At 58.2% G+C, this 25,263-nt stretch carries 28 protein-coding genes; 14 read left to right on the top strand and 14 right to left on the bottom strand.

The features are described from left to right. The first annotated feature begins 122 nt into the window (after positions 1-122). Both AC3ISI_RS08125 and htpX read left to right on the top strand, forming a co-directional pair. A complete protein-coding gene (locus AC3ISI_RS08125; RefSeq protein ID WP_489336307.1) occupies positions 123-1,334 on the top strand; it encodes a pyridoxal phosphate-dependent aminotransferase in 1,212 nt (403 codons plus the stop codon). Positions 1,335-1,651: 317 nt separating this feature from the next. Beyond that, the gene (htpX, locus tag AC3ISI_RS08120) at positions 1,652-2,542 is read left to right on the top strand and encodes a protease HtpX (protein ID WP_027925729.1); all 891 of its coding nucleotides are present in this window, start codon (positions 1,652-1,654) and stop codon (positions 2,540-2,542) included. A gap of 108 nt (positions 2,543-2,650) precedes the next feature. Here the strand turns inward: htpX and AC3ISI_RS08115 are convergent, their stop codons facing one another. Beyond that, entirely contained in the window at positions 2,651-3,307 is a 657-nt protein-coding gene (locus AC3ISI_RS08115) for a thiopurine S-methyltransferase (protein ID WP_489336306.1), read from the bottom strand. Positions 3,308-3,409: 102 nt separating this feature from the next. Here AC3ISI_RS08115 and AC3ISI_RS08110 point away from each other — a divergent pair, with 102 nt between their 5' ends. Beyond that, the gene (locus tag AC3ISI_RS08110; protein WP_489336305.1) at positions 3,410-4,177 is read left to right on the top strand and encodes a DODA-type extradiol aromatic ring-opening family dioxygenase; all 768 of its coding nucleotides are present in this window, start codon (positions 3,410-3,412) and stop codon (positions 4,175-4,177) included. Positions 4,178-4,261: 84 nt separating this feature from the next. Here AC3ISI_RS08110 and AC3ISI_RS08105 read toward each other — a convergent pair whose 3' ends face one another. Next, positions 4,262-5,935, bottom strand: a complete 1,674-nt coding sequence (locus AC3ISI_RS08105; protein ID WP_247291554.1) for a DEAD/DEAH box helicase — start codon at positions 5,933-5,935, stop codon at positions 4,262-4,264. Positions 5,936-6,356: 421 nt separating this feature from the next. Here AC3ISI_RS08105 and AC3ISI_RS08100 point away from each other — a divergent pair, with 421 nt between their 5' ends. Further along, on the top strand, positions 6,357-7,148 hold the full coding sequence (locus tag AC3ISI_RS08100; protein ID WP_489336303.1) for a crotonase/enoyl-CoA hydratase family protein: 792 nt from the start codon (positions 6,357-6,359) through the stop codon (positions 7,146-7,148). 111 nt (positions 7,149-7,259) lie between these two features. Here AC3ISI_RS08100 and AC3ISI_RS08095 read toward each other — a convergent pair whose 3' ends face one another. Then, the gene (locus tag AC3ISI_RS08095) at positions 7,260-8,015 is read right to left on the bottom strand and encodes a spermidine synthase (RefSeq protein ID WP_489336302.1); all 756 of its coding nucleotides are present in this window, start codon (positions 8,013-8,015) and stop codon (positions 7,260-7,262) included. Positions 8,016-8,177: 162 nt separating this feature from the next. On the opposite strand from AC3ISI_RS08095, the gene AC3ISI_RS08090 reads away from it, so the two are divergent. Then, positions 8,178-9,524, top strand: a complete 1,347-nt coding sequence (locus AC3ISI_RS08090; protein ID WP_489336300.1) for a class II 3-deoxy-7-phosphoheptulonate synthase — start codon at positions 8,178-8,180, stop codon at positions 9,522-9,524. Between the two features lie 87 nt (positions 9,525-9,611). On the opposite strand, the gene AC3ISI_RS08085 is transcribed toward AC3ISI_RS08090, so the two are convergent. Together AC3ISI_RS08085 and AC3ISI_RS08080 are read right to left on the bottom strand one after the other, a co-directional pair. Beyond that, positions 9,612-10,841: a winged helix-turn-helix domain-containing protein gene (locus AC3ISI_RS08085; protein ID WP_489336298.1), complete on the bottom strand. Its 1,230-nt coding sequence runs from the start codon at positions 10,839-10,841 to the stop codon at positions 9,612-9,614. A 64-nt stretch (positions 10,842-10,905) separates the two neighbouring features. Further along, entirely contained in the window at positions 10,906-11,121 is a 216-nt protein-coding gene (locus tag AC3ISI_RS08080; RefSeq protein WP_489336297.1) for a DUF1127 domain-containing protein, read from the bottom strand. Between the two features lie 96 nt (positions 11,122-11,217). Between AC3ISI_RS08080 and AC3ISI_RS08075 the strand changes: the two genes are divergently transcribed. Continuing rightward, complete coding sequence (locus AC3ISI_RS08075) at positions 11,218-12,072, top strand: LysR substrate-binding domain-containing protein (protein ID WP_489336296.1); 855 nt, start codon at positions 11,218-11,220, stop codon at positions 12,070-12,072. Here the strand turns inward: AC3ISI_RS08075 and AC3ISI_RS08070 are convergent. Then, a complete protein-coding gene (locus AC3ISI_RS08070; RefSeq protein WP_489337663.1) occupies positions 12,062-12,796 on the bottom strand; it encodes a sulfite exporter TauE/SafE family protein in 735 nt (244 codons plus the stop codon). The genes AC3ISI_RS08075 and AC3ISI_RS08070 overlap by 11 nt on opposite strands. A 123-nt stretch (positions 12,797-12,919) precedes the next feature. Between AC3ISI_RS08070 and AC3ISI_RS08065 the strand changes: the two genes are divergently transcribed. From AC3ISI_RS08065 to AC3ISI_RS08055, 3 genes are all read left to right on the top strand, one after another. Beyond that, positions 12,920-13,876 carry a LysR family transcriptional regulator gene (locus tag AC3ISI_RS08065; RefSeq protein WP_489336295.1) on the top strand — a complete coding sequence of 319 codons (957 nt, stop codon included), beginning with the start codon at positions 12,920-12,922 and terminating at the stop codon, positions 13,874-13,876. Positions 13,877-13,945: 69 nt separating this feature from the next. Next, positions 13,946-14,407 (top strand): MarR family winged helix-turn-helix transcriptional regulator, encoded by a 462-nt coding sequence (locus AC3ISI_RS08060; RefSeq protein WP_452625511.1) that lies wholly within the window; start codon positions 13,946-13,948, stop codon positions 14,405-14,407. 336 nt (positions 14,408-14,743) lie between these two features. Beyond that, positions 14,744-15,163 (top strand): organic hydroperoxide resistance protein, encoded by a 420-nt coding sequence (locus AC3ISI_RS08055; RefSeq protein WP_489336293.1) that lies wholly within the window; start codon positions 14,744-14,746, stop codon positions 15,161-15,163. A gap of 185 nt (positions 15,164-15,348) precedes the next feature. On the opposite strand, the gene AC3ISI_RS08050 is transcribed toward AC3ISI_RS08055, so the two are convergent. Together AC3ISI_RS08050 and earP are read right to left on the bottom strand one after the other, a co-directional pair. Continuing rightward, entirely contained in the window at positions 15,349-15,918 is a 570-nt protein-coding gene (locus tag AC3ISI_RS08050) for an elongation factor P (RefSeq protein ID WP_007943632.1), read from the bottom strand. A gap of 48 nt (positions 15,919-15,966) precedes the next feature. After that, positions 15,967-17,124, bottom strand: coding sequence for an elongation factor P maturation arginine rhamnosyltransferase EarP (earP, locus tag AC3ISI_RS08045; RefSeq protein WP_489336292.1), 1,158 nt, complete (start codon positions 17,122-17,124; stop codon positions 15,967-15,969). A gap of 124 nt (positions 17,125-17,248) precedes the next feature. Here earP and AC3ISI_RS08040 point away from each other — a divergent pair, with 124 nt between their 5' ends. Together AC3ISI_RS08040 and AC3ISI_RS08035 are read left to right on the top strand one after the other, a co-directional pair. Next, the gene (locus AC3ISI_RS08040) at positions 17,249-17,662 is read left to right on the top strand and encodes a hypothetical protein (protein ID WP_489336291.1); all 414 of its coding nucleotides are present in this window, start codon (positions 17,249-17,251) and stop codon (positions 17,660-17,662) included. A gap of 2 nt (positions 17,663-17,664) precedes the next feature. Beyond that, the gene (locus AC3ISI_RS08035) at positions 17,665-18,147 is read left to right on the top strand and encodes a GreA/GreB family elongation factor (RefSeq protein ID WP_489336290.1); all 483 of its coding nucleotides are present in this window, start codon (positions 17,665-17,667) and stop codon (positions 18,145-18,147) included. Between the two features lie 162 nt (positions 18,148-18,309). Here AC3ISI_RS08035 and cysB read toward each other — a convergent pair whose 3' ends face one another. The 5 genes from cysB to AC3ISI_RS08010 all read right to left on the bottom strand — a co-directional run bounded on the left by cysB (position 18,310) and on the right by AC3ISI_RS08010 (position 22,265). After that, entirely contained in the window at positions 18,310-19,284 is a 975-nt protein-coding gene (cysB, locus tag AC3ISI_RS08030) for an HTH-type transcriptional regulator CysB (protein WP_489336289.1), read from the bottom strand. Between the two features lie 113 nt (positions 19,285-19,397). Next, entirely contained in the window at positions 19,398-19,901 is a 504-nt protein-coding gene (locus AC3ISI_RS08025; protein WP_489336288.1) for a universal stress protein, read from the bottom strand. Positions 19,902-19,995: 94 nt separating this feature from the next. Then, positions 19,996-20,901, bottom strand: coding sequence for a 5'-nucleotidase (locus AC3ISI_RS08020; RefSeq protein ID WP_489336287.1), 906 nt, complete (start codon positions 20,899-20,901; stop codon positions 19,996-19,998). A 24-nt stretch (positions 20,902-20,925) separates the two neighbouring features. Beyond that, entirely contained in the window at positions 20,926-21,882 is a 957-nt protein-coding gene (locus AC3ISI_RS08015) for a putative 2-dehydropantoate 2-reductase (protein ID WP_489336286.1), read from the bottom strand. Beyond that, positions 21,879-22,265 (bottom strand): thioredoxin family protein, encoded by a 387-nt coding sequence (locus tag AC3ISI_RS08010; protein ID WP_489336285.1) that lies wholly within the window; start codon positions 22,263-22,265, stop codon positions 21,879-21,881. The genes AC3ISI_RS08015 and AC3ISI_RS08010 overlap by 4 nt, the downstream gene beginning before the upstream one ends. Between AC3ISI_RS08010 and AC3ISI_RS08005 the strand changes: the two genes are divergently transcribed. Together AC3ISI_RS08005 and AC3ISI_RS08000 are read left to right on the top strand one after the other, a co-directional pair. Continuing rightward, positions 22,264-22,731 carry a PilZ domain-containing protein gene (locus tag AC3ISI_RS08005; protein ID WP_489336284.1) on the top strand — a complete coding sequence of 156 codons (468 nt, stop codon included), beginning with the start codon at positions 22,264-22,266 and terminating at the stop codon, positions 22,729-22,731. The two genes, AC3ISI_RS08010 and AC3ISI_RS08005, sit on opposite strands and share 2 nt — an antisense overlap. Before the next feature lie 94 nt (positions 22,732-22,825). Next, positions 22,826-23,902 carry a 3-deoxy-7-phosphoheptulonate synthase gene (locus tag AC3ISI_RS08000; RefSeq protein ID WP_452625501.1) on the top strand — a complete coding sequence of 359 codons (1,077 nt, stop codon included), beginning with the start codon at positions 22,826-22,828 and terminating at the stop codon, positions 23,900-23,902. A gap of 65 nt (positions 23,903-23,967) precedes the next feature. On the opposite strand, the gene AC3ISI_RS07995 is transcribed toward AC3ISI_RS08000, so the two are convergent. After that, complete coding sequence (locus AC3ISI_RS07995) at positions 23,968-24,249, bottom strand: GNAT family N-acetyltransferase (protein WP_007943621.1); 282 nt, start codon at positions 24,247-24,249, stop codon at positions 23,968-23,970. A gap of 640 nt (positions 24,250-24,889) precedes the next feature. Here AC3ISI_RS07995 and oprI point away from each other — a divergent pair. After that, the gene (gene oprI, locus AC3ISI_RS07990) at positions 24,890-25,141 is read left to right on the top strand and encodes an outer membrane lipoprotei OprI (RefSeq protein ID WP_007943620.1); all 252 of its coding nucleotides are present in this window, start codon (positions 24,890-24,892) and stop codon (positions 25,139-25,141) included. Positions 25,142-25,263 lie beyond the last annotated feature (122 nt).

Raw genomic sequence — 25,263 nt, 5'->3', positions numbered from 1 at the left:
GCGCATTCAAACGGATTTATGGGTGCTGCATCTCAAGGCGTCAGGCCTGTGTGAATACGCAGGATTCCCAGTACGGTAGTTCATACACCGCCTGGATCGTTCATTTTCGGGAACACATCGCCATGCAGGTCAGCAAATCGAACAAGCTCGCCAACGTCTGCTACGACATTCGCGGCCCAGTGCTCAAGCACGCCAAACGCCTGGAAGAGGAAGGTCATCGCATCCTCAAGCTGAACATCGGCAACCCGGCGCCTTTTGGTTTCGAAGCGCCGGAAGAAATCCTCCAGGACGTGATCCGCAACCTGCCGACCGCCCAGGGCTATAGCGATTCCAAAGGTCTGTTCAGCGCACGCAAGGCCGTGATGCAGTACTACCAGCAGAAACAGGTTGAAGGCGTCGGCATCGAAGACATCTACCTGGGCAACGGCGTTTCCGAGCTGATCGTGATGTCGATGCAGGCCCTGCTCAACAACGGCGATGAAGTGCTGGTGCCGGCCCCGGACTATCCGCTGTGGACGGCTGCGGTAAGCCTGTCGGGCGGCAACCCGGTACATTACCTGTGCGATGAGCAAGCCAACTGGTGGCCGGACCTGGCCGACATCAAGGCCAAGATCACCCCGAACACCAAGGCTCTGGTGATCATCAACCCGAACAACCCGACTGGCGCGGTGTATTCGAAAGAAGTGCTGCTGGGCATGCTGGAACTGGCCCGTCAACACAACCTGGTGGTGTTCTCCGACGAAATCTACGACAAGATTCTGTACGACGACGCCGTGCACATTTGCACCGCCTCCCTCGCACCGGATTTGCTGTGCCTGACGTTCAACGGTCTGTCCAAGTCCTATCGCGTGGCCGGTTTCCGTTCCGGCTGGATCGCCATCTCCGGCCCGAAGCATCACGCGCAGAGCTACATCGAAGGCATCGACATGCTGGCCAACATGCGCCTGTGTGCCAACGTGCCAAGCCAGCACGCGATCCAGACCGCACTGGGCGGCTACCAGAGCATCAATGACCTGGTATTGCCCCAGGGCCGCTTGCTGGAACAGCGCAATCGCACCTGGGAACTGCTCAACGACATTCCGGGCGTAAGCTGCGTCAAACCGATGGGCGCACTGTATGCGTTCCCGCGAATCGACCCGAAAGTCTGCCCGATCCATAACGATGAAAAGTTCGTGCTCGACCTGCTGCTGTCCGAGAAGCTGCTGGTGGTTCAGGGCACAGCCTTCAACTGGCCTTGGCCGGACCACTTCCGCGTGGTGACCCTGCCGCGCGTGGACGATCTGGAGATGGCCGTCGGCCGGATCGGCAACTTCCTCAAGTCCTACCGCCAGTAAGGGGTCTGTCACCGTGCAACTTTTGCGGAAGTCGCACGGTGATTAATTCAGCAACACATCTTTGCGTCCTGCGGTACATCCTTGCTTCACGCAATGCCTTATCACTTGTTGGTTGCTCGCGCCTAACAACCACGGGGGCTTTCTCCGGGCGTTGCCTGTCAAGCACTTCCCTTGCTCGCGTCGGAAATGCCCTGCAAACGACTACACTGTTGCCGTAGGACACAGTTTGAAATAGTCACCCGGTTGAATAGCCCGCTGCAGAGCCTTATATACCCCGCAGTACGCTATATCTTTAGCAAAAGGAGATTTCTACAACCATGATGCGCATCCTGCTGTTTTTGGCCACTAACCTGGCGGTCGTGCTGATTGCCAGCATCACCCTGAGCCTTTTCGGCTTCAACGGGTTCATGGCGGCCAACGGGGTTGATCTGAACCTCAATCAGCTGCTGATTTTCTGTGCGGTCTTTGGTTTTGCCGGTTCGCTGTTCTCGCTGTTCATCTCCAAGTGGATGGCGAAGATGAGCACCAGCACCCAGATCATCACCCAACCGCGTACCCGTCACGAGCAATGGCTGCTGCAAACCGTCGAGCAATTGTCCCGGGAGGCCGGGATCAAGATGCCAGAAGTCGGAATCTTCCCGGCCTACGAGGCGAACGCATTCGCCACGGGCTGGAACAAGAACGACGCATTGGTCGCGGTCAGCCAGGGCTTGCTGGAGCGTTTCTCGCCAGATGAAGTGAAAGCCGTTTTGGCCCACGAAATTGGCCACGTAGCCAATGGCGACATGGTTACCCTGGCGTTGATTCAGGGCGTGGTGAACACCTTCGTGATGTTCTTTGCACGGATCATCGGCAACTTTGTCGACAAGGTGATCTTCAAGAACGAAGAAGGCCAGGGTATTGCCTACTACGTGGCAACCATCTTCGCCGAACTGGTCCTGGGCATTCTGGCCAGTTCCATCGTCATGTGGTTCTCGCGCAAGCGTGAATTCCGTGCCGACGAAGCCGGTGCACGTCTGGCCGGTACTGCCGCGATGATCGGCGCACTGCAACGCCTGCGCGCCGAACAGGGCTTGCCGGTGCACATGCCGGACACCTTGAACGCCTTTGGCATCAACGGTGGCATCAAGCAAGGGTTCGCCCGGATGTTCATGAGCCACCCACCGCTGGAAGAGCGTATCAACGCACTGCATCGACTTCAGCGCTGATTGTTCAGCAGTAAAAAGAAGGCCCGCAGCGATGCGGGCCTTTTTTGTTTGCTTGGTTGATGCAGTGCTCTTTGGGGCCTCTTCGCGGGCAAGCAAATTCAGCGAAATTTAACTGCTAGAAACCCGATACACCCGCTCCTCAAGCCGAGAAACACCCGCTTCCAGGAATTTCCCGCTCGAACTCAAAACATCCTGATCCTCCAGAATTTTCAACTCCCACGAGCTACCGAACAACCGCTGCGCTTCATCATCCAACACAGCAAACGGCGGGCCTTCCATTTGCGCCTGGTCGTAGTCCAAGGTAATCAGCAACCCCAGCGACTCTTTCGGCAAAATCCGCTTGAAGTGCTCGGCGTATTGCTCCCGCATCTTCGGTGGCAAGGCGATCAATGCAGCGCGATCGTACAGCGCGCTGCAATCGGCAACATCACCGGCGGTCAACGCGAAGAAATCACCACACCAGATCTCGATCGAACCCGCCCGATAGACCGTGAAGGGGCCTTGGTCGCTGACGTCCGGATCAAATTGATGCTCGTGGAAAAAGTCTTCCACCGCTTTTTCCGACAACTCGACGCCCAACACCTCGTGACCGCACTTCGCCAGCCATAGCAGATCCAGGCTTTTCCCACATAGCGGCACCAGTACGCGCGAGCCCTCTTCCAGGCCCAGCTGCGGCCAGTACCGCTGCAGATAAGGATTCACTTCCGGCAAGTGAAAGCCGATCTGATTCGTCGTCCACCGCTTGTGCCAAAACTCCGGCTGCATAATTAATCCCAAAAATTCGATCAAAAGACTCTAAAACTTATATTAGATTTAGATCAATGATCTGACTGAAGATGGTGCCATCTTACTCTCAGGAGCTCATTCATGTTCCCTAGCCTGTACATATCCCATGGCTCCCCCATGCTGGCACTGGAACCCGGCGCCAGTGGGCCGGCTCTCGCTCGGTTGGCCGCCCAAATTGAGAAACCTAAAGCCATCGTGATTGTATCCGCCCACTGGGAAAGTAATGAGCTGCTGATCAGCGGCAATCCCCAACCGGAGACCTGGCACGACTTTGGCGGCTTTCCCCAAGCGCTGTTCGACGTTCAATACCCGGCACCCGGTGACCCCCAATTGGCGGCGGACGTTGTCGAGTTACTGAAGGCCGCCAGTCTGCCGGCACGCATCGACTCCAAACGCCCGTTCGATCACGGCGTGTGGGTACCTTTGACATTGATGTATCCGCAAGCTGATATCCCCGTGGTGCAAGTCTCTCTGCCCACCCGTGGCGGCCCTGCCCTGCAAACCCGCGTCGGCCATGCCTTGGCCAGTCTGCGTGATCACGGCGTGCTGTTGATCGGCTCTGGCAGCATCACGCACAACCTGCGTGAACTGGATTGGCATGCGGGCCCGGAAAGCGTCGAGCCGTGGGCCAAATCCTTCCGCGACTGGATGATCGACAAACTCGCGGACAACGACGAAGCGGCGCTGCACGATTATCGTCAGCAAGCGCCGAATGCCGTGCGCAATCACCCGAGTGATGAGCATTTGTTGCCACTGTATTTTGCTCGCAGTGCCGGGGGCGAGTTCAGCATTGCCCACCAGGGTTTCACCATGGGTGCGCTGGGCATGGACATCTACCGCTTCGGCTGACCAGAGCGTGGGAACGATCAGGCAAAAAAAATCCCCGAACCAGTCGGGGATTTTTTATGTGCGATCAATCAGCTCAATAGCGGATTAATCTTCGCGATAGCGACGCAGCTTCAACTGCTTACCGGCAACGCGAGTGTCCTTCAGCTTGGTCAGAAGCTTCTCCAGACCATCTTCCGGCAGCTCGACGAGGCTGAAGCTGTCACGCACCTGGATGCGGCCGATGGCTTCACGAGCCAAACCGCCTTCATTCAGGATAGCACCCAGCAGGTTCTTGGCAGCGATACCGTCACGCGCGCCCAGCGCGGTACGGCAACGAGCACGACCTTCGGCCAATGGAACCGGAGCACGACGCTCACGATCACCACGGTCCGGACGATCACCGGTACGCTCTGGACGATCACCGCGCGGGGCGTTGTTCGGCACCAGTGGACGTTCTTTCTCGATGGCAGCCAGGGTCAACGCCTGAGCGTTGGTCGCCTTGCGCAGCAGAGCAGCGGCCAGTGCACGCGGAGTGCAACCGATGTCGGCAGTCAGACGATCCAGCAGATCACCGTGAGTCGACTCGGCATCGGCAACCAGCGGCGACAGGCTGTTGGTCAGTTTCTTGATGCGGGCATCGAGAACGGCCTGAGCGTCCGGCAGGCGAACTTCGGCAACCTTTTGACCGGTTACACGCTCGATCACTTGCAGCATGCGGCGCTCACGTGGAGTCACCAGCAGCAGTGCACGACCTTCGCGACCGGCACGGCCGGTACGGCCGATACGGTGAACGTAGGATTCCGGATCGTACGGCATGTCAACGTTGAACACGTGAGTGATGCGCGGAACGTCCAGGCCACGAGCAGCAACGTCGGTCGCCACAACGATGTCCAGACGGCCATCCTTGAGGGAGTCGATTACGCGCTCACGTTGGTTCTGGGCAATGTCACCGTTCAGCGCAGCGGCTTTGTAGCCTTTGGCTTCCAGGGCACTGGCCAGGTCCAGGGTCGCTTGCTTGGTACGCACGAACATGATCAGGGCGTCGAAATCTTCCACTTCCAGCAGGCTCAATACAGCCGAGGTCTTCTGGTCAGCGTGAACCAACAGGTGAGCCTGTTCGATCGCGGTAACGGTCTGAGTCTTGGTCTGGATCTTCACGTGTTGCGGATCGCGCAGATGGCGTTCGGCAATGGCACGGATCGACTGCGGCAGGGTGGCCGAGAACAATACGGTCTGACGGGTTGCAGGCAGTGCCTTGAAGATGACTTCGAGGTCGTCCATGAAACCCAGTTTGAGCATTTCGTCAGCTTCGTCGAGGACCAGGTGATTCACGGTCGACAGGACTTTTTCGTCACGACGCAGGTGGTCGCACAGACGGCCCGGAGTGGCGACAACGATCTGTGCGCCATTACGGATTGCTTTCAGTTGTGGACCCATAGGGGCGCCGCCGTAAACGGCCACAACGGTAACGCCCGGCATTTGCTTGGCGTAGGTTTCGAAAGCGGTTGCTACTTGCAGCGCCAACTCACGGGTTGGCGCCAGGATCAGGGCTTGCGGCTCGCGCTTGGCAGGATCGATGCAATGCAGAATAGGCAAGGCGAACGCGGCGGTTTTACCGGTACCGGTTTGCGCTTGGCCAATCATGTCGTGGCCGGCCATGATGATCGGGATCGATTGCTGCTGAATAGCCGAAGGCTCTTCGTAGCCAGTCGCAATGACGGCTGCAAGGATATTCGGATTAAGATTAAAAGCGGCGAAGCCGCCGGTTTCCTGGGTCATGGGTCTGCCTCTAAGTGCATCCGCAAAGACCCATGCTCCAAAGCTGCGCATGCCGTGTAAGACTCAAGAGTCGCCCTGGCTGCTTTGTCGGCGGGGATTTGCGAAAACGAATGAATGAAAAAGATTCGTCAAGGGAGAGTCCGCTGTGCGGACGTGCAGCCGAAGCTGACTTCGGGGAATTGCGCTACCTAAACGCGGCCCGGTTAAAGGCCGGCGCGCACTATACCGGAATTCGCCCAAAAAGGGAGCATTATTTGTCGGAAAACTGACGGATACACCGTTGTGTCACACGCTTTGCGGATATTCCTGTGAAGGTCTATTTTTCAAAGGCCCGGCCCTGCTGGCGATGGCGCTAAAACGGTTCATCGCTATCAGGCAGTCCTGCGGTCTGACACCCCCTTCCCGCCCGAGGAATTGCCCCATGAATCAGCCCGATTGCAGTCGTGTCACCCGTGAACGACACGGTCATGTCCTGATGATTGGCCTGGATCGGGTGGCCAAGCGCAATGCCTTCGACCTTGAGCTGCTCAACGAACTGAGTCTGGCGTATGGCGAATTCGAGGCCGATAGCGACCTGCGGGTGGCGGTGGTATTCGGCCATGGCGAGCATTTCACCGCCGGGCTCGACCTGGTCAGCGCCAGCGCGGCATTGGCCCAAGGCTGGCAGGCCCCGCCCGGTGGTTGTGATCCGTGGGGTGTTTTTGCCGGCCCCCGCGTCAGCAAACCGGTGATTGTTGCCGTGCAGGGTTACTGCCTGACCATCGGCATCGAGTTGATGCTGGCCGCTGACATCAACCTGTGCGCCAGCAATACCCGCTTTGCCCAGAAAGAGGTGCAGCGCGGGATTTTCCCGTTTGGTGGCGCGACATTACGCTTGCACCAGGTGGCAGGCTGGGGCAATGCGATGCGCTGGCTGCTGACCGGCGACGAGTTCGATGCGCATGACGCGTTGCACTTGGGATTGGTACAGGAAGTCATGGCCAGCGAGGATCTGCTGCCACGGGCAATCGAATTGGCCGAGCGGATTGCCAGCCAGGCGCCATTGGGGGTGCAGGCGACGTTGATGTCTGCGCGGCAGGCGCGTTATGAAGGGGAAACCGCCGCGGCGCAGGGATTGCCGCCGCTGGTGAAGAAGTTGTTGGCGAGTGAGGATGCCAAAGAGGGGGTGCGGTCGATGGTCGAAAAGCGGCCCGGCATCTTCAAAGGAATTTGAGGCATGTATTGACTGATAAAAAGCTATCGCGAGCAGGCTCACTCCCACAGGGGAATGCATTTCAAATGTGGGAGCGAGCCTGCCCGCGAAGGGGCCATTACAGGCAACACATCAAGTCGCCGGGCGAATCGCCTTGATCAACGACTGCAACGAATACCCCAAGCGCGGCGCCAGCTCTTCAGCCCGGGCGATCAAACCGTCCATATCCAGCTCCTGATCCAGCTCCGAAGGCACGATCAGAATCACATTGCCCTCCTTCACCGGCAACTCCCAGTAATGCCGGTGATAAAGCCCGCGCAACAACGCCGCGCCCAACGGTTTGCCGTCATCCGTGGCCCATTGGTTGATCACCAGCCAGCCACCCGGATTCAAGCGTTTCTGACAGTTTTCCAGAAAGCTCCACGCCAGATGCCCGACACCGGGCCCGACATCGGTATAGAGGTCGACAAAAATCAGGTCCGCCGGCTCAGCGGTATCGAGTAGCTCCAGCGCATCACCGACGCGGATATACAGCCGAGGATCGTCATCCAGCCCGAGGTATTCAATGGCCAGGCGCGGTACGTCGGGGCGCAACTCAATCGCCTCGACATCCTCCAGAGGCAAAAATTTTAGGCACGCCTGGGTCAGCGTGCCCGCGCCAAGCCCCAGAAACAGCGCGCTCTCCGGCTGCTCGTGGCACAGCGCACCGATCAGCATCGCCCGGGTGTAGTCGTATTCGAGCCAGCTCGGATCAGCGGTGAAGACGCAGCTCTGCTCGATGGCATCGCCGAACTCCAGAAAACGGTAATCGGCCACTTCCAGCACGCGTATCACGCCGAACTCATCCTGTACCTCGGCGAGCAGATGCTCGACGCGCTCCTCAGTCATTTCGTCTCCTGATCGTTGCCGCGCCGGCCTGTGATAAACAGCAGCGCAATAAAACCGCGAGCGGGCGCGGCAAAGGCGCGATTGTCCGCGAAGCGACGGGAACAGGTCACGCACTAATTGCTGATAACATGACCATCCGAGCGGAAAATACTAGAGAACGTGATGAGCCAACCCTGGAGCCCTGACAGCTGGCGCGCCCTGCCGATCCAGCAGCAACCCCACTACCCCGACACCGCGCATTTGCAGCAGGTCGAGCAAACCCTGGCCAGTTATCCGCCGCTGGTGTTTGCCGGTGAGGCCCGGGAGTTGCGCCGTCAGTTTGCCGAAGTGACCCAAGGGCGCGCGTTCCTGTTGCAGGGCGGCGATTGCGCCGAGAGCTTTGCCGAGTTTTCCGCCGCGAAAATTCGCGACACCTTCAAAGTCCTGCTGCAAATGGCCATTGTCATGACCTTCGCCGCCGGCTGCCCGGTGGTCAAAGTCGGGCGCATGGCCGGACAGTTCGCCAAGCCGCGTTCGGCCAACGACGAAACCATCGACGGCGTGACCCTGCCCGCCTACCGTGGCGACATCGTCAACGGCATCGGTTTCGACGAAAAAAGCCGCGTCCCGGACCCCGAACGCCTGCTGCAGTCCTACCACCAGTCCACCGCGACCCTGAACTTGCTTCGCGCATTCGCCCAAGGCGGGTTTGCCGATCTGCATCAAGTGCATAAATGGAACCTGGACTTCATCGCCAACTCGGCACTGGCGGAAAAATACAGCCACCTGGCCGACCGCATCGATGAAACCCTGGCGTTCATGCGCGCCTGTGGCATGGACACCTCGCCGCAGCTGCGCGAAACCAGTTTCTTCACCGCCCACGAAGCGCTGCTGCTGAACTACGAAGAAGCCTTCGTGCGGCGCGACAGCCTGACTAACGATTACTACGATTGCTCGGCGCACATGCTGTGGATCGGCGACCGCACCCGTCAACTCGACGGTGCACACGTCGAGTTCCTACGCGGGGTGAATAACCCGATCGGGGTAAAGGTCGGCCCGAGCATGAACCCTGAAGACTTGATTCGCCTGATCGACGTGCTGAACCCGGACAACGATCCAGGTCGCCTGAACCTGATCGCACGGATGGGTGCCAACAAGGTCGGCGATCACCTCCCGGCATTGATTCGCGCCGTGCAGCGCGAAGGTAAACAGGTGCTATGGAGTTCCGACCCGATGCATGGCAACACCATCAAGGCCAGCAGCGGCTACAAGACCCGCGACTTCGCGCAGATCCTTGGCGAGGTGAAGCAGTTCTTCCAGGTTCACCAGGCGGAAGGCAGCTATGCCGGCGGTATCCATATCGAGATGACCGGGCAGAACGTGACCGAATGCATTGGCGGGGCGCGGCCGATTACTGAAGATGGGTTGTCGGACCGGTATCACACCCATTGCGATCCGCGGATGAATGCTGATCAGTCGCTGGAATTGGCGTTCCTTATTGCTGAGACATTGAAGCAAGTTCGACGCTAGACCGCGTCGCCTCCATCGCGGGCAAGCCCGCTCCCACATGGATCACCTAAACCCTGTGGGAGCGGGCTTGCCCGCGATGGCGTCCGCTTAAACACCAGAGAATTGAGCCAATGCCACTCTCAACCTGCTGGCACTCACCCGCTGACAATTCAACTGCACCCGCTCAAGCCCCAACCAATCCGCCATCTGCCGCAAATTGACCGCCAGCGCCTGCATCCCTTCGTCATCCAGCCCCGGCTCTTCCTCATGTACGGCGTGCACCGCCAACCGCCCCACCGTCCGCTCCGCCCGTAAATCCACCCGCGCGGCAATCCGTTCGTTGTGCAAAAACGGCAACACGTAATACCCGTAGACACGCTTGTCCTGCGGAGTGTAAATCTCCAGCCGATAGCGAAAATCGAACAACCGCTCGGTGCGACTGCGTTCCCAGATCAGCGAGTCAAACGGTGAGAGCAACGCACTGGCCTCAACCTTGCGCGGCACTTTCGGCTCGGACGGGCAATACCCCGGTTGTCGCCAGCCTTGCACTTCGCAGCTCAGCAATTCACCGGCCTCGACCAGTTCCGCCAGACGCGGACGACTGTCTGCCGGATTCAAACGAAAATAGTCCCGCAAATCCTTTTCCGTGCCGACACCCAGCGCCGTCACCGCATGCAATAACAGCCCGCGCTGAGCCTCGGCCTCACTAAGCTCCGGCTGCTGTAAAATGGCCGACGGAATCACCCGCTCCGGCAAATCATAAAGTCGCTCGAAACCCCGGCGCCCCGCCACGGTCACTTCACCGGCGGCAAACAACCATTCCAGCGCGTGCTTTTCCGCACTCCAGTCCCACCACGGCCCGGCCCGTTCCTGACGGGTCGACAGACTTGCGGCACCCAGCGCTCCGAGTTCTTCGACCGACGCCAGTACCCGGCGAATCGTGTCCTGCTGTTCGCGTCCGAACCGTGCCAGTTGCTGATAGATGTCTTCTCCGCGACTCGCGCGCTGCATGCGCCAGCGCATCAGGGGATACATCGACAACGGCAGCAACGAGGCCTCATGCCCCCAATATTCAAACAGCGAACGACGTCGGCCCTGACTCCAGGCTGCCTGGTCGAGCAAATCGGTTGAGTAATTACCAAGACGAGAAAACAAGGGAAGGTAGTGCGAACGCACCAACGCATTGACCGAATCGATCTGCAAAATGCCCAGCCGTTCGATCAGCCGGTTGAGTTGAACCGGTTTGATCGCCGCTGGCGACTGACGCCCATTGAACCCTTGGGCAGCCAGTGCCAGACGTCGAGCCTGTTTTTTGGAAAAGGACAACGTTGCGGGCATGAATACCTCCGTGTCTGCTCGCAACCTACCTCACCAGAGAGGGGTTTGTGTAGCAAGGACCTCATCATTTATGCATCGGATCATCCCAGAAGGGTCTGACCGATTCATGTTCGACATCGGCGCGGCTCATGCCGATGTCCTTCAGTGCTTCATCGCTCAAACTCGCCAGCAGTTCGCGCTCACGATGAAGCTCGTACCAACGACTAAACTTGTGCAGCAGATCGGATACCGCGTGGATTGAGAATTTTTCTTCCGTTACGTGCTCGTTATGACCTTTCATCTTGATGTCCTCCGTTGGGGATGGCCCAAGTCTCGCCCTAGGGATAAGATCAATCCAACGAATGTTTCTGATGGTAACCATCTCGGAGATTGATGGATGTCAGCTTTCCCCAGTATCGATACGGATGTGCTGCGTACCTTTGTCGCCATCGCCGACCAGGGCGGTTTTACCCGTGCCGGTGAATTGGTCAACCGCACGCAGTCGGCGGTGAGCATGCAAATGAAGCGTCTGGAGGAGGACGTGTTGCAGCGCCAGTTGTTCGAACGCGATGGACGACAGGTCAAGCTGACCGCCGAAGGCCAGGTTTTGCTTGGGTATGCGCGGCGCATCCTCAAACTGCACAGCGAAGTTTTCAACACGCTGCGTGAGCCGCACATGGTCGGCACCGTGCGCATCGGGACGCCGGACGACTACGTGATGCGCTTTCTGCCGGGAATTTTGTCGCGCTTTGCCAAGAGCTATCCGCTGATCCAGATCGAGGTTCACTGCGAATCATCAAAACAATTGCTGCAACGTCAGGACCTTGACCTGTCCATCGTGACCCGCGAACCCGGCACCGAGATTGGCCAGTTGCTGCGCAAGGAACGTTTTGTCTGGGCCGAGGCGCAATGCTTCAGCGCCCATGAGCAGACGCCGCTGCCTCTGGCGATGTTCAACAGTGATTGTTTCTGCCGGTTGTGGGCCTGCAATGCACTGGATGCGCTGGGCCGCGACTACCGCATTGCCTACAACAGTTCGAGCTTGTCGGCGTTGATGGCTGTGGTCAGCGCCGGGTTGGCGGTGACCGCGCAACTGGAAAGCCTGATCACCCCGGACATGCGCATCCTCGGTGACGCCGAAGGCCTGCCAGAGTTGCCGGAAGCCTGCATCATGCTCGTGCGCAACCTGCACAACCCGTCGCCGATTACCGAGTGCCTGGCCGAGCACATCGTCGAAGGCTTCAAGCTTTAAACGCGAGCATCACCGCGCAGAACACCAGAAAGCCGCAGAACAACCCGCGCAGCAGTCGTTCCGGCAGGGAGTGGGCGATTTTCACTCCCCAACTGATGCTCATCAATCCGCCGATGGCCAACGGCACGCCAATCAGCCAGTCCACCTGATGGTGCACCGCGTAAGTCACCAGAGTGACGCCGGTGCTGGGTAACGCCAGCGCCAGCGATAACCCTTGGGCCACCACTTGGCTGGTGCCGAACACGCTGGTCAACACCGGCGTTGCCACCACCGCCCCGCCTACACCAAACAAGCCGCCCATGGCCCCCGAGGCCGCGCCGAGTACGCCCAACCATGGCCATCCGTAATGCATCTGCGCAGAAACCGGGGTGTTGGCGCTGAACATTCGGATCAAGTTATAGGCGGACAGCGCCACCAGGAACGCAACAAAGCCGATCCGCATGGTTTGCGCGTCGATGCCGACCGCCCAGATCGAACCGATCCAGGCAAAGCAGAAGCCCATCGACGCCAAGGGCAACGCGTGGCGCAATTCAATGCGATTACGCTGGTGATAGCGCCACAGCGCCAGCATGACGTTGGGTACGACCATCACCAGTGCGGTGCCTTGGGCGATCTGTTGATCGAGCCCGAACAGAACGCCCAGCAACGGGATCGCGATCAAGCCGCCGCCGATGCCGAACAACCCGCCGAGGGTGCCGAGGGCCGCGCCAAATACCAGATACATCACGAACTCGATCACAGGCGATTTCCCTTTTGTCAGGGTGTTCATGCTACGCAGTCCGCGATGGCGCGGAAACGCATAGCAACGCACAATGGCTGTGCCAACTTCGCATAGCCGCTGATCACCATGAACCCCAATCAATTGACCGAACAGCTTGGGCTGTTTCTGGATGTGCTGGAATCCGGGAGCTTCTCCGCTGCCTCCCGCCGACATCCCCTGACCCCATCGGCCGTGGCGCGGCGCATCGACAGCCTGGAAAAAGCCGTCGGCAGCCAGTTGTTCATTCGCAGTACCCATGCCGTGATGGCGACCCCGGCAGGCTTGGCCTTTGCCGAGCGCGCACGACGGATTGTCGCCGAGCTTCGGCTGGCCCGGGCCGAAGCGGTGTCCCTGAGCAGCGCGCCTGAAGGCTTGATTCGAGTGGACGCGCCTGCGGCGTTCGGTCGACGGCATCTGGCCCCGGTGATTGCCGACTTCCTGATGCTTTACCCCGGCCTCGATGTGCAATTGCAATTGATCGACAGCTTCGTCGACATGCAAGGCTTGAATCTGGGCAAGGTCGATCTGGTACTGCGCGCCGGGCAAATGGCCGACACCCGACTAGTGGCCACGCCACTGGCGAGCATGGTGCGCATTGCCTGCGCCAGCCCGGACTATTTGCAACGCCGCGGCGTACCGATCGAGCCGGCGCAATTAGTCGATCACGACGGACTCGATTGGGATGGCCTGGCCCCGCCCTTCGCCTGGCGCTTCGAACGCGATGGGCAGATGCATTTGCACCGTCCGGCGCGGATCCGCATGAGCGCCAACAATGCCGAAGCGCTGGTCTGTGGCGCACTGGCCGGGTTGGGCATCGCCCACCTGCCGACCTGGCTGGCGAGCGAATACCTTCTGCGCGGTGAACTGCTGCCGCTGTTTTGCGAAAACGGCCTACCAAAATCAGAAACCGCCGGCATCTATGCCTTGCGACTGATGCAACAGCCCAACTCGCGCAGTCGTTTGTTGCTGGAATACCTGAAGACACGTTTCAGCCCTGTCCCGCCTTGGGATCTGGCGCTGCAAAACACCCTGGATCGTCACTAGTCCAGAATTATCTGGCGCATTAAAGATTCGCCCGCTAGATTCTGAGGATTACCGAGCAAGGCTTTTGAAATGACCACCGAACGCGACACCCTGGATAACTGCGAACACCTGCTGCTGGATAATCAGGCCTGCTTCGCCCTGCACTCGACTTCGTTGCTGATGACCAAGGTCTATAAACCGCTGCTGCAAGCGCTGGGCCTGACCTATCCGCAATACCTGGCGATGATGGTGCTGTGGGAGCGCGATGGTCTGACCGTCGGTGAAATCAGCACGCGACTGCTGACCGATCCTGGCTCACTGACCCCGCTGCTCAAGCGCCTGGAAGTCGAAGGTCTGCTCAGCCGCACGCGCAGCCGCGAAGACGAGCGGGTGGTGATCGTCGAACTCACCGAACAGGGCCGCGCCTTGCGCGACAAGGCACGGAGCATTCCGCAGTGCATCCTCGGCGCCAGTGGGATGACAGTGGAGAGGCTGAACAAACTGCAAGCGGAGCTGCAAGTGCTACGCAGCAATCTGCAAGATAGCCTCTGATCTTCAAATCAACCTAGATCACCTGCTCGCGATAGCGGTCTGACATTCGAACATTGATGTCGTCTGATGCACCGCTATCGCGAGCAGGCTCACTCCCACATTTGTTTTGCAGCGTTCTTTCGACCTCGTTCAGCCCTTCCTCAAAAAAATTTCAACCCTGAAAATCCCCCTCCACAGCTCTAACTCGGCCCTTCACATCGTCCGCCAAAATCCTGATCAAAACTTTTTCAAAAATTTATATTGCGCGCTAAATATTAGCGAGATACATTCATCTCGCACTTACTTAGCGCGCAAACATTTAGCGCAAAAAATCCAAACCCAAAAGAGGCTCACACCATGCAAACTCTCTACACCGCAATCGCAACGTCCACCGGCGGCCGTGATGGTCGTGCTGTTTCCAGCGACAACATCCTCGACGTCAAACTCGCTACCCCGAAAGAACTCGGCGGTGCGGGCGGCGCAGCGACCAATCCTGAGCAACTATTCGCAGCCGGCTACTCCGCCTGCTTCATCGGCGCCCTGAAATTCGTCGCCAGCCAGACCAACCGCACCATCCCGAATGACGCCTCTATCACCGCCCACGTCGGCATCGGCCAAATCCCTGGCGGATTCGGTCTAGACATCGACCTGCACATCAGCCTGCCGGGTCTGGAACAAGCCGCTGCACAAGCCCTGGTCGACGCTGCCCACCAGGTCTGCCCGTACTCCAACGCTACCCGTGGCAACGTCGATGTGCGCCTGCACGTTACTGTTTAAACCCGAGGTAAAAATGTGGGCGCGAGCCTGCTCGCGAATGCGGCGGGTCTATGAGCAGAGATGTCGCCTGACGCACCGCTTTCGCGAGCAGGCTCGCTCCCACAACGGCCAGCGTTGAATTTGAAATTGCAGCCCACAAAAAAGCCCGACTCAATGGTCGGGCTTTTTCATTCCTGAAGCAGTGCTTATTTAGCACGGCCTTTGTAGGAACCGCCTTCGCGGGTATCGATCTCGATCATGTCGCCGATTTCGATGAAGTCAGCTACCGACAGTTCGGTACCGTTCTTCAGTTTGGCAGGCTTCATCACCTTGCCGGAAGTGTCACCGCGAGCGGAACCTTCGGTGTAGTCAACCTGACGCACGATAGTGGTCGGCAGTTCTACGGAAACCAGACGCTCTTCGAAGAAGATCGCTTCGCAAACATCGGTCATGCCTTCTTCAACGAAAGGCAGAACGGCTTCGATGTCTTCAGCGTTCAGCTCGTACATGGTGTAGTCAGTGGTGTCCATGAACGTGTAGGTGTCGCCGCTGATGAAGGACAGGGTCGCTTCTTTGCGGTCGAGGATTACGTCGTCCAGTTTGTCGTCAGCGCTGTAAACGATCTCGGTCTTGTAACCGGTCAGCAAGTTTTTCAGCTTGGTCTTCATGATCGCGCTGTTACGACCGGATTTGGTGAATTCAGCTTTCTGAACCAGCCAAGGATCGTTTTCGAGACGGATCACGGTCCCGGGTTTCAGTTCTTTACCAGTTTTCATTGCGAATATCCGAATTTGGATGGGATTTACAAAAATCTAGGCCGCGTATCATATCCAATTTACATAAAACTGTACCAGCGCCGCGGCAAGATCGGCCTGCAAGGCTTGTTCCAGACACCACGCCTCGGCGTGTTTTTGCAGCTCTGACCAGTGTTTGCGGGCCGTGCGCCAGTGGTCGGACATATCATGACCGGCATTCCACGCGTGCCAAAGACCGTTGATCGCCTGGCTGGCCGGCTCGGACAGGCCTTTTGTGTACAGCGCGAGGAACGCATCGAGCTTGTCCAGGTGGATGTCCTCCTCTTGCTGATAGATGTGCCAGAGCATTGGCCGACCGGCCCATTGGGCGCGAACGAAAGAATCTTCACCGCGCACGGCGTTGAAATCGCAGCACCATAGCAACTGATCGTATTGATCCTGTCGGACGAACGGCAGCACCTGGACAGTCAAGCCGTCGCGCACATGCAGAGCACCCGAGGCCAATCCTTCAATGCCGAGCCAGCGTTCGACATCGCCGAGAATCCGCCCCTCGGGCACCAGCAAATGCGTGGGCGTCGACTCGGCGGCCAGGACATCCAGCCAACTCGACAACCCGGCATTCTCATAGGCAAACAGCGAAATCAATTGCGCATTCGGGGCACGATCAATCCCCATTCCTTGGAGGAATGCTCGTTGTGCCTCGGGACTTTGCTGGAACTGCCGGCGGCGCTCGAGCAATCCTCTCTCACGTAACAAACCTCCGGTGCCCTTCTGGAATCCTGGGAAGAAGAAGTACTTCTGCACCGTTTTGTACTTGACCGACGGCAATCCGTGACAGCCAATCACCCAGTCCTCGGCGCTCAGGTAATCGAGGTTCATCCACAGCGGCGGTTGCTCCCGTGCGGCCATGGCGTCCATATAGGCACTGGGCAACTGACAGGCAAACGCGGCGATCACCACGTCCGCCGCGTCAGTGGTCTGCCACTCGGTTGGCCATTGGCGCACTTCGACGCCTGACTGCCATTGCTGCGCGGCATGGCTATCGATCTCGGGACACAGACGCTCGAAGGCGCGCAGGTCATCGACCCACAAACGTACGTCGATGGCGTGCTCGGCCACCAGTTGTCGAGCCAGGCGCCAGGTCACGCCGATGTCGCCAAAGTTATCGACCACGGTGCAAAAAATATCCCAGCGCCAGCGGTTTTTCACTTGAGGCAGTTCAGGCATTCCAGGCTCCCGTTGGCAAAGGCGCCGATTGTCCGCATAAATTGCCTCGTGCAGAAGAGCCGACGGCGATTAATCTTCGTGCGACAATCACCGCTCGCCCGTGACCATCCGCCAGGAGGCAGCCATGCCCTACCGTCCCAACCCGCGCCGCTCGCTGCCGATCAAGCTGAATGCCCTGCAACTGACCGGCAGCATTGCCCTCGGTTTATGGCTGGGATTTCTCGTTATCGCACTGACCTGCTGGCTCGCCTCTGCGCTGTTTTTCAAAGAGCAATTGGCACCGGTGGCGGCCGCCGTGGAGCAATTGGCCAAGCCGCCGGTGGTCGTGGATCAGCCGCGGCCGGATATTCCACCGCAGAGCCCGATATTCGAACAGTATGAAGAGAACCTGCACAAGAACGAGCAGCAGGTACGAATGGATCAGGCCCGTAGCAGCAGCCGCAACCTGTCCAATCCAAAATGCCAGTTCTGGCTGCAACAGGACCACACCGCGCCTAGCGAAAAAAGCCGCGCCAATGTTCTGCAATTCTGCGACTGATCATGAACAAACAGACCGTCCACCAACTGATTCTCGACAAGCTGCGGGTCGATCTCGACATCGCCGAGCGTGCCGCGCAAACCGCGTACGAAACGGCGACCCACGAAGAAAACATCGCCGAAAACAAATACGACACCCTGGGGCTGGAGGCCTCCTATTTGGCGGCCGGACAGGCCAGGCGGGTGGAAGAGATCAGGCAGTCACTGGCGCTGTGCCAGAATCTGACTTTGCGTCCTTACAACAATCAGCGCGGCATCGAAGTCGGTGCGTTGTTCGGTCTGGAAGACGAAAAGGGCCGCGAGCAATGGCTGTTTCTGGCCCCCGATGCAGCCGGCCTGAAGGTGGATCTGGTGGGGCAATGGATTACCGTCATCACCCCCCGCTCGCCGCTGGGCAAAAGCCTGCTGGGCAAGTTTGAAGGGGATGAAGTGGAAATTCTGGTGGCGGGCGCTCGGCAACAGTTTTCTGTTACCGAGGTGGTCTAGAACAAGGTGTCCTGCCTCGCGAATACGTTCCTCTTTTGACGAGTGGCTGTTGTCGTCAGGCAAGGCGCCGCGACGAGTCATAGCCCGCTATCGCGAGAAGCGGCAACGCAGCATGACGGCAACAGACGCCGTCAAAAAGGAACAGTATTTGCGAGGCACCCATTAGTGCACCGGCAATTCGACGCCGTCGAACAGCTCTTCCAGTTCCTGCTTGTTGTGGCACTGAATGGCTTTGGCCATGACTTCGCGGGTCAAGTGTGGGGCAAACTTCTCGATGAAGTCGCACATGAAACCCCGCAGGAAGGTACCGCGACGGAAACCGATTTTGGTAATGCTGGATTCGAACAGCTCACTGGCATCGAGCACCACCAGGTCGCTATCGAGTTTGGTGTCCACTGCCATTTTCGCGACGATGCCCACGCCCAGGCCCAAACGAACGTAGGTTTTGATTACATCGGCATCGGCGGCGGTGAACACCACTTTAGGCGTCAGGCCGCGATGGCTGAACGCTTCGTCGAGCTTGGAACGGCCGGTGAAACCGAACACATATGTCACGATCGGGTATTCGGCCAGGGCTTCGAGGGTCAGCGTCGACAGTTTGGTCAGCGGGTGACCTTGAGGCACGACTACGCAGCGGTTCCAGCGGTAGCACGGCATCATCACCAGGTCGCCGAACAACTCCAGCGCTTCAGTGGCAATGGCGAAATCCACGGTGCCGTCAGCGGCCATTTCAGCGATCTGCATCGGTGAGCCCTGGTGCATGTGCAGGGCAACGTCCGGGTATTGCTTGATGAAATTGCTGATCACCGGTGGCAACGCATAACGTGCCTGAGTGTGAGTGGTGGCGATCGACAGAGTGCCCTTTTTCTCGTTGGAGAATTCCTGGGCAATCTGCTTGATGCTTTCAACTTTGCGCAGAATCTCGCCGGCGGTGGTGATGATGCGCTCGCCGGCCGGGGTGACGCGGGTCAGGTGCTTGCCGCTGCGGGCGAAAACCTCGACCCCCAATTCGTCTTCCAGCAGACGGATCTGTTTACTGATACCCGGTTGCGAGGTGTAAAGGCTTTGGGCAGTAGCGGAAACGTTGAGGTCGTGGTGCGCCACTTCCCAGATGTAGCGCAATTGTTGAAGCTTCATATGAATCCCTCAAAGCAGGTAGACGCCACGGGCATCAGCGACGGTATATAACTATATTAATGGTTTGAAGAATAAATCTAGAACTTTTTTGTCGAATTGCCACTATTCATATTCTAGCGATCATCCTGCCGGCGCCGCTCCACCAGCGGCACCAGATAGACCGGCACCCGAGACAACTGCAACACCCGTGCGGCAGTCCTGCCCAGAGGTGTTTCCGCGCCAGCACCGTGGCTATGACTACCTACGATCAGCAAATCAACAGAGAGTTTCTCAGCCTGGTCGAGAATCACCTGCGACGGATCGCCCTGAAGCACCCTCACCGCTTGAATCCGCGCCAGGTCCTGCTCCCCTTCGCCCCCCAACTCTTCACGAAAGCTGTCGAGCACCCGCTGCTCGATGCTGGCGATCACTGTGCTCAGGCCCTGACTGTGAAACTCGTTCAACGCCTGCTCATCGAGGTAACTCTGAAGCACCGATTCGGCAAACAAACCCATGGGCTCAACCGCGTGCACCACATACAAGTCGGCATTGAATGTCCGCGCCAGGGCCAAGGCGTGCTGCATCACCAACGGTGCATATAGGCCAAGGTCAGTGGCATACAGCATCGACTGAATCATAGGATCTCCTCGCAAGCCAACATGGCGGAGATTGATTCAGCTTAGCAGTGCCTTGGCGAGTACGACGCTTTGCGTAACGCATTGAACCGCGGGCTTAAACCTTTTGTTCATTGCTTACGCCGTGCGGTACGTGGCCGGTGGCGACGACTTCGCGGGCCAACTCGCAATGGCCGGCCTGATCGTCGAAAAACACGTCGGCAGCAAATGCTTCGAGAAATGCGGATTTGGTCAGGCCACCGAGAAACAGCGATTCGTCCAGACGAATATCCCATTCGCGCAGCGTACGAATCACTCGCTCATGGGCCGGCGCCGAACGGGCCGTCACCAACGCCGTACGGATCGGGCAGTCGTCGTCGGGAAATTCACGCTGCAACAGGTTGAGAGCGGCCAGGAAGCCCTTGAACGGCCCTCCACGTAGCGGCTCGCGAGCGGCCTTACGCTCGCTGGCCTGAAACGCTTCCAGGCCACCGGACTGGTAGACCCGCTCCGACTCGTCGGAAAACAGCACCGCATCACCGTCGAAGGCAATCCGTAATTCATCACTGGCCGCACGGCTGGCACCGCCCGACAGAATGGTCGCCGCCGCGAAACCGGCGTCCAGTGCACTGCGCACGTCTTCGGCGTGCGTCGACAGAAACAGGTCACAGCCAAAAGCCTTGAGATACGGATAAGGACTTCGCCCACCGACAAACGCCGCACGGGAAATCGCCAATCCATAGTGGTGGATCGAGTTAAATACCCGCAGGCCGGTGTCGGCGCTGTTGCGCGACACCAGGATCACCTCGACCCGCGCTCGACCGAGGCGGGTATTGAGGCTCAGGAGTTTCTGCACCAGCGGGAAGGCATCACCGGGTTCGAGGATTTCGTCCTCGTGCTCAATCTGATATTGCCGGTAGGCTTCGACGCCGCTGGACAGGTATACCTTGTGGCTTTCGCTCAGGTCGAACAGCGCTCGTGAAGAAATCGCCAGCACCAGTTTGTCGTCGATAGTCTTTGCCATGCCTTCCCCCTCAGGTAGATCGGCTCACCTGTTGCGTCGATCGATGAACCCCAAACTGCGATACAACGCTTCAATCAGCGGCAATTCGCACCCCGCCGCTTTGGCCGCCGCCAAGGGCCGCGCATAAATCGCGGCCAGTTCCAGCGGTCGCTTGTGCAGGAAATCGTGGTACATGCTCGGCCAGTAGTCCGGCATTTTTTCGGTCACCATGAACAGATGATCGGCATAACCGGCCGGTATGTCGTGACCACAGGCGATTGCCCCCTGAACCACTTCGGCCATCAATGCCTTGATCAGTTCCCGGCTGTCAGCATCCGCCATCAATGGCGTGGTGCTTGCCCCCAGCAGAACCGACAGGCCGTTGTACGGGACATTCCAGACCAGTTTTTGCCAACGTGCCTGGTGCAGGTCCGGCATGGCCTGCGAATCGATACCGGCACTGTGGAATAACCCCGCGCCCTCCTCGACAATCGCCATGCGCGCCTGCTCATCAGCAGCGGGGCCACTGTGGTAGCCGATGTTGACGGCGCCGAGCGCCTGATGGGTGATTTCCCCGGGGCCGGTGCGATGGACGCAGATAAAACACAGCCCGCCCAGCAGGTGCAATGAGTCGGGGAGCAATTCGCGCAGAGTGTCTTCAACGTCCAGGCCATTTTGCAATACCAGCACTTTGGCGTTCGGTGCGGCGACCTGGATGATAGCGGGCGCCAGGTCCGCGTTGCTGGTGGTTTTGGCGCCGACCAGCAGCCAGTCGCAGGCGGGCATGTCTTCAGCGCACGAATAAGCCTGAACCGGGTTCAACGTCAACGCGCCATGCACCGCACTGTCGAGTTGCAACCCGCGTTCGGCCACCGCTGAAAATTCACTGCGCAGCAAGAAGTGCACATCGAAACCGGCACGCGCCAGCATCATCCCGTAGAACCCGCCGATTGCGCCGGTTCCGATTATTCCGATTGTCGGCTTGGTGATTGTGCCCATCATGGCAATTCCTCTGTTGTTCTCATCAGCGCCCGATCGACCGCTTCGTTGAGCTCAGTGCCGGTCAGACGCGACTTCAGTTCCCCGAAAAACTCACCGTCGCGCACCACAAACAGCGCCGGCAAATGAAAAACCTGATAACGCTCGACCACCCCGCCATTGCTACCGGCATCGATCCAACACAGTCGATCAACCTTCAGATCGAGCCTGGGCAATTGTTCGCGGGCAAATCGGCAACTGGCACAGCCGACACTGGTGAAAATCACCAGGGATACGCCGCTCATTGCCAGTAGCCGTTGGTCGGTATCGAAATCGGTCAGTTCCAATTCGACCACTATACTTCGGGAAACAATGTCAGATGGCCGACACAGGGAGTCCGTGTTCATGGGACGTTTTATTCCTCATCCTGACGATGTGCCCGTCGAATTAACGTTACTCAAACATGAGTGCATCTCGCGCCAGCGCTTGCACACTATCAGCCTCGGAGGCATGGCTTGCAATTATCACCGGGCCTGGCGCCACGGTACGGCGCTGGAAGTGCGCATGCCGACCTTGAACCCCGACATGCGTTATCTGGGCTATGTGGCCTGGTGCTTGCGGCGTAAACATGGCTACCTGGTGGGCATTGCGTTTGTGGACGAACAGATGCTGTTCAGTGCCCGGATGGGCGAACAGGTGTGCCAGATCGAACACTACTGTCGCCTGCATGATGCGCACGAAGACTTGCAGGATATTCAGGCGCTGGCAATCGAATGGGTCCAGGAGCATGCCGACGAGTTCTCTCAAGACACCGTTGATAAGGCATTTGCACAGCCTGTGCTGGATGAAACCCATTGTCGAGCAGGCGGATAACGCGCTAAGGTTCGGCTCCCCGACGCGCTTAATTTGCTGTGCTCCGCCGCGCGGGTTCGCTGGCGGCCGGCACCCGTGACCTGACGAGTAAACGATGGCTGATTTACCGATCAACGACCTAAACGTCGCTTCCAACGAGACGCTGATCACTCCTGATCAGCTCAAGCGGGATATCCCTTTGAGCGACGCCGCCCTGCGCACCGTCACCAAGGGCCGCGAAGTCATCCGCAATATCCTGGATGGCACCGACCACCGCCTGTTCGTCGTCATCGGGCCTTGCTCGATCCACGACATCAAGGCGGCCCACGAATACGCCGATCGCCTGAAGGTACTCGCCGCCGAAGTGTCCGATACCCTGTATCTGGTCATGCGCGTGTATTTCGAGAAGCCACGCACCACCGTCGGCTGGAAAGGCTTGATCAACGACCCGTACCTGGACGACTCGTTCAAGATCCAGGATGGTCTGCACATTGGTCGTCAATTGTTGCTGGACCTGGCCGAAATGGGCCTGCCGACCGCGACCGAAGCTCTCGACCCGATCTCCCCGCAGTATCTGCAGGACCTGATCAGCTGGTCGGCCATCGGTGCGCGCACCACCGAGTCGCAGACTCACCGCGAAATGGCTTCCGGCCTGTCCTCGGCAGTCGGCTTCAAAAATGGCACCGACGGCGGCCTGACTGTGGCGATCAACGCCCTGCAATCGGTTTCCAGCCCGCACCGTTTCCTGGGCATCAACCAGGAAGGTGGCGTGTCGATCGTCACTACCAAGGGCAACGCCTACGGCCACGTGGTACTGCGCGGTGGCAACGGCAAGCCGAACTATGACTCGGTCAGCGTCGCGCTCTGCGAACAGGCGCTGAACAAGGCCAAGATCAAGCCGAACATCATGGTCGATTGCAGCCACGCCAACTCCAACAAGGACCCGGCCCTGCAACCATTGGTGATGGAGAACGTTGCCAACCAGATTCTCGAAGGCAACCAGTCGATCATCGGCTTAATGGTCGAGAGTCACCTGAACTGGGGCTGCCAGGCCATCCCGAAAGACCTCGCCGACCTGCAATACGGCGTCTCGATCACCGACGCCTGCATCGATTGGTCCGCCACTGAAAACACCTTGCGCAGCATGCATGCCAAGCTCAAGGACGTGTTGCCAAAACGCGATCGCACCTGATCACCGTTTAGCGCACACAAAAACGCCAGGCTTAAACCTGGCGTTTTTTTATGCGTTCGTTTTGGTCACAGCTTGGCGGCGTGCCGCTGGTGACGCTCCATGTAGCGCTCAACGTAGGAGCACGATGGAATGACGGTGTAACCCATTTCGTCTGCGTACTCCAACGCCTTCTCCGTCAAGGCTGCGGCAATGCCGCGGCCACGCAATGCGTTGGGCACAAAGGTGCGATAGATATCCAGGGTCTGTTTCCCCAGATCCATATAGGTCAGGTAGGCACGATGACCGTCCACAGTGGTCTCGAACTGATGACCAGCCTGGTCATGGTGGATGGACAACGCCTCGCTCATCACTACTCCTCGCGGGTCTTGAATTCTGACCCCTACCTTACCGATGTTTTTCCGGCGAAGAAACATCTACGCCACCCCGTGCCTGAATGGACACCGAGAAGAGCTGCACCGATCTCGCGCAACCGAGCACGTACAAATAGTAGGCACCAATGGCAGAAATGCTCAAGGTGCGCTCGTCATCATGCTCAGCCAGCCGATGCTGCTCCGGGTACGCAGGAATGGCTCGACCAACGGTCTTTGCGGGTCGATAGCCTGAACATTGCCGGATGTTGAGACATAAGACGAACCGGTTCTCTTAAAGTCACCTCTACATGGATAAAGATTATGAGAGCCGCCGCACAAAATTCGAACGAAAGTATGGACGAATTCATCTAGCCAGACTTTAGCCAAGACCGAAAAAAAACACGGATGGCGCGCGGAACTTTTCCTCAGCGGCTCGCTCATCTCGGGCCTCGCAGATGGATATTTTTTAAACAACGCAGTTAAAAGTTGCTCGAAAAAGAATCAAAGCCTACAATTTTTTTTGCTTCTTGCTTTACGTCAGTTTACTTACGAGTAGTAATGAGTAGTATGTACGCCGGCTATTTCCTCACTCTGAGGAGACAGCTAAATTAATAGTAAGTCCTTGAAGGGGAACACGATGAACAACGTTCTGAAATTCTCTGCACTGGCACTGGCCGCAGTTCTGGCTACCGGTTGCAGCAGCACATCGAAAGAAACCGAAGCACGTCTGACCGCTACTGAAGACGCAGCTGCTCGCTCCCAGGCTCGTGCAGACGAAGCTTACCGTAAAGCTGATGAAGCTCTGGCTGCTGCTCAAAAAGCACAACAGACTGCTGACGAAGCTAACGAGCGTGCTCTGCGCATGCTGGACAAAGCTAGCCGCAAGTAATAATCCTTCGGGATTATTATCAAGCCGACCCATTTTTATGGGTCGGCTTTTTATTGCCTGATGCTTTCCTTCCGGCAATAAAAAACCCGCCGACGCGGCCTGCGTCGGCGGGTTTTTTTCAA

This window comes from Pseudomonas sp. GL_139_B (genome assembly GCF_057834475.1).
Note: the sequence above shows the minus strand (reverse complement) of the source record. Positions and strands in the feature narration are given on the sequence as shown.

What these genes read in the sequence shown, in the direction of transcription:
- oprI (WP_007943620.1), top strand. Translation starts at nt 24,890, where the DNA reads ATGAACAACGTTCTGAAATTCTCTGCACTGGCACTGGCCGCAGTTCTG.
- AC3ISI_RS08050 (WP_007943632.1), bottom strand. Translation starts at nt 15,918, where the DNA reads ATGAAAACTGGTAAAGAACTGAAACCCGGGACCGTGATCCGTCTCGAA.
- htpX (WP_027925729.1), top strand. Translation starts at nt 1,652, where the DNA reads ATGATGCGCATCCTGCTGTTTTTGGCCACTAACCTGGCGGTCGTGCTG.
- AC3ISI_RS08040 (WP_489336291.1), top strand. Translation starts at nt 17,249, where the DNA reads ATGCCCTACCGTCCCAACCCGCGCCGCTCGCTGCCGATCAAGCTGAAT.
- AC3ISI_RS08125 (WP_489336307.1), top strand. Translation starts at nt 123, where the DNA reads ATGCAGGTCAGCAAATCGAACAAGCTCGCCAACGTCTGCTACGACATT.
- AC3ISI_RS08095 (WP_489336302.1), bottom strand. Translation starts at nt 8,015, where the DNA reads ATGACTGAGGAGCGCGTCGAGCATCTGCTCGCCGAGGTACAGGATGAG.
- AC3ISI_RS08100 (WP_489336303.1), top strand. Translation starts at nt 6,357, where the DNA reads ATGAATCAGCCCGATTGCAGTCGTGTCACCCGTGAACGACACGGTCAT.
- AC3ISI_RS08025 (WP_489336288.1), bottom strand. Translation starts at nt 19,901, where the DNA reads ATGATTCAGTCGATGCTGTATGCCACTGACCTTGGCCTATATGCACCG.
- AC3ISI_RS08105 (WP_247291554.1), bottom strand. Translation starts at nt 5,935, where the DNA reads ATGACCCAGGAAACCGGCGGCTTCGCCGCTTTTAATCTTAATCCGAAT.
- AC3ISI_RS08080 (WP_489336297.1), bottom strand. Translation starts at nt 11,121, where the DNA reads ATGAAAGGTCATAACGAGCACGTAACGGAAGAAAAATTCTCAATCCAC.
- AC3ISI_RS07995 (WP_007943621.1), bottom strand. Translation starts at nt 24,249, where the DNA reads ATGAGCGAGGCGTTGTCCATCCACCATGACCAGGCTGGTCATCAGTTC.
- cysB (WP_489336289.1), bottom strand. Translation starts at nt 19,284, where the DNA reads ATGAAGCTTCAACAATTGCGCTACATCTGGGAAGTGGCGCACCACGAC.
- earP (WP_489336292.1), bottom strand. Translation starts at nt 17,124, where the DNA reads ATGCCTGAACTGCCTCAAGTGAAAAACCGCTGGCGCTGGGATATTTTT.
- AC3ISI_RS08075 (WP_489336296.1), top strand. Translation starts at nt 11,218, where the DNA reads ATGTCAGCTTTCCCCAGTATCGATACGGATGTGCTGCGTACCTTTGTC.
- AC3ISI_RS08060 (WP_452625511.1), top strand. Translation starts at nt 13,946, where the DNA reads ATGACCACCGAACGCGACACCCTGGATAACTGCGAACACCTGCTGCTG.
- AC3ISI_RS08010 (WP_489336285.1), bottom strand. Translation starts at nt 22,265, where the DNA reads ATGAACACGGACTCCCTGTGTCGGCCATCTGACATTGTTTCCCGAAGT.
- AC3ISI_RS08005 (WP_489336284.1), top strand. Translation starts at nt 22,264, where the DNA reads ATGGGACGTTTTATTCCTCATCCTGACGATGTGCCCGTCGAATTAACG.
- AC3ISI_RS08000 (WP_452625501.1), top strand. Translation starts at nt 22,826, where the DNA reads ATGGCTGATTTACCGATCAACGACCTAAACGTCGCTTCCAACGAGACG.
- AC3ISI_RS08090 (WP_489336300.1), top strand. Translation starts at nt 8,178, where the DNA reads ATGAGCCAACCCTGGAGCCCTGACAGCTGGCGCGCCCTGCCGATCCAG.
- AC3ISI_RS08065 (WP_489336295.1), top strand. Translation starts at nt 12,920, where the DNA reads ATGAACCCCAATCAATTGACCGAACAGCTTGGGCTGTTTCTGGATGTG.
- AC3ISI_RS08020 (WP_489336287.1), bottom strand. Translation starts at nt 20,901, where the DNA reads ATGGCAAAGACTATCGACGACAAACTGGTGCTGGCGATTTCTTCACGA.
- AC3ISI_RS08115 (WP_489336306.1), bottom strand. Translation starts at nt 3,307, where the DNA reads ATGCAGCCGGAGTTTTGGCACAAGCGGTGGACGACGAATCAGATCGGC.
- AC3ISI_RS08035 (WP_489336290.1), top strand. Translation starts at nt 17,665, where the DNA reads ATGAACAAACAGACCGTCCACCAACTGATTCTCGACAAGCTGCGGGTC.
- AC3ISI_RS08110 (WP_489336305.1), top strand. Translation starts at nt 3,410, where the DNA reads ATGTTCCCTAGCCTGTACATATCCCATGGCTCCCCCATGCTGGCACTG.
- AC3ISI_RS08055 (WP_489336293.1), top strand. Translation starts at nt 14,744, where the DNA reads ATGCAAACTCTCTACACCGCAATCGCAACGTCCACCGGCGGCCGTGAT.
- AC3ISI_RS08015 (WP_489336286.1), bottom strand. Translation starts at nt 21,882, where the DNA reads ATGATGGGCACAATCACCAAGCCGACAATCGGAATAATCGGAACCGGC.
- AC3ISI_RS08085 (WP_489336298.1), bottom strand. Translation starts at nt 10,841, where the DNA reads ATGCCCGCAACGTTGTCCTTTTCCAAAAAACAGGCTCGACGTCTGGCA.
- AC3ISI_RS08070 (WP_489337663.1), bottom strand. Translation starts at nt 12,796, where the DNA reads ATGTATCTGGTATTTGGCGCGGCCCTCGGCACCCTCGGCGGGTTGTTC.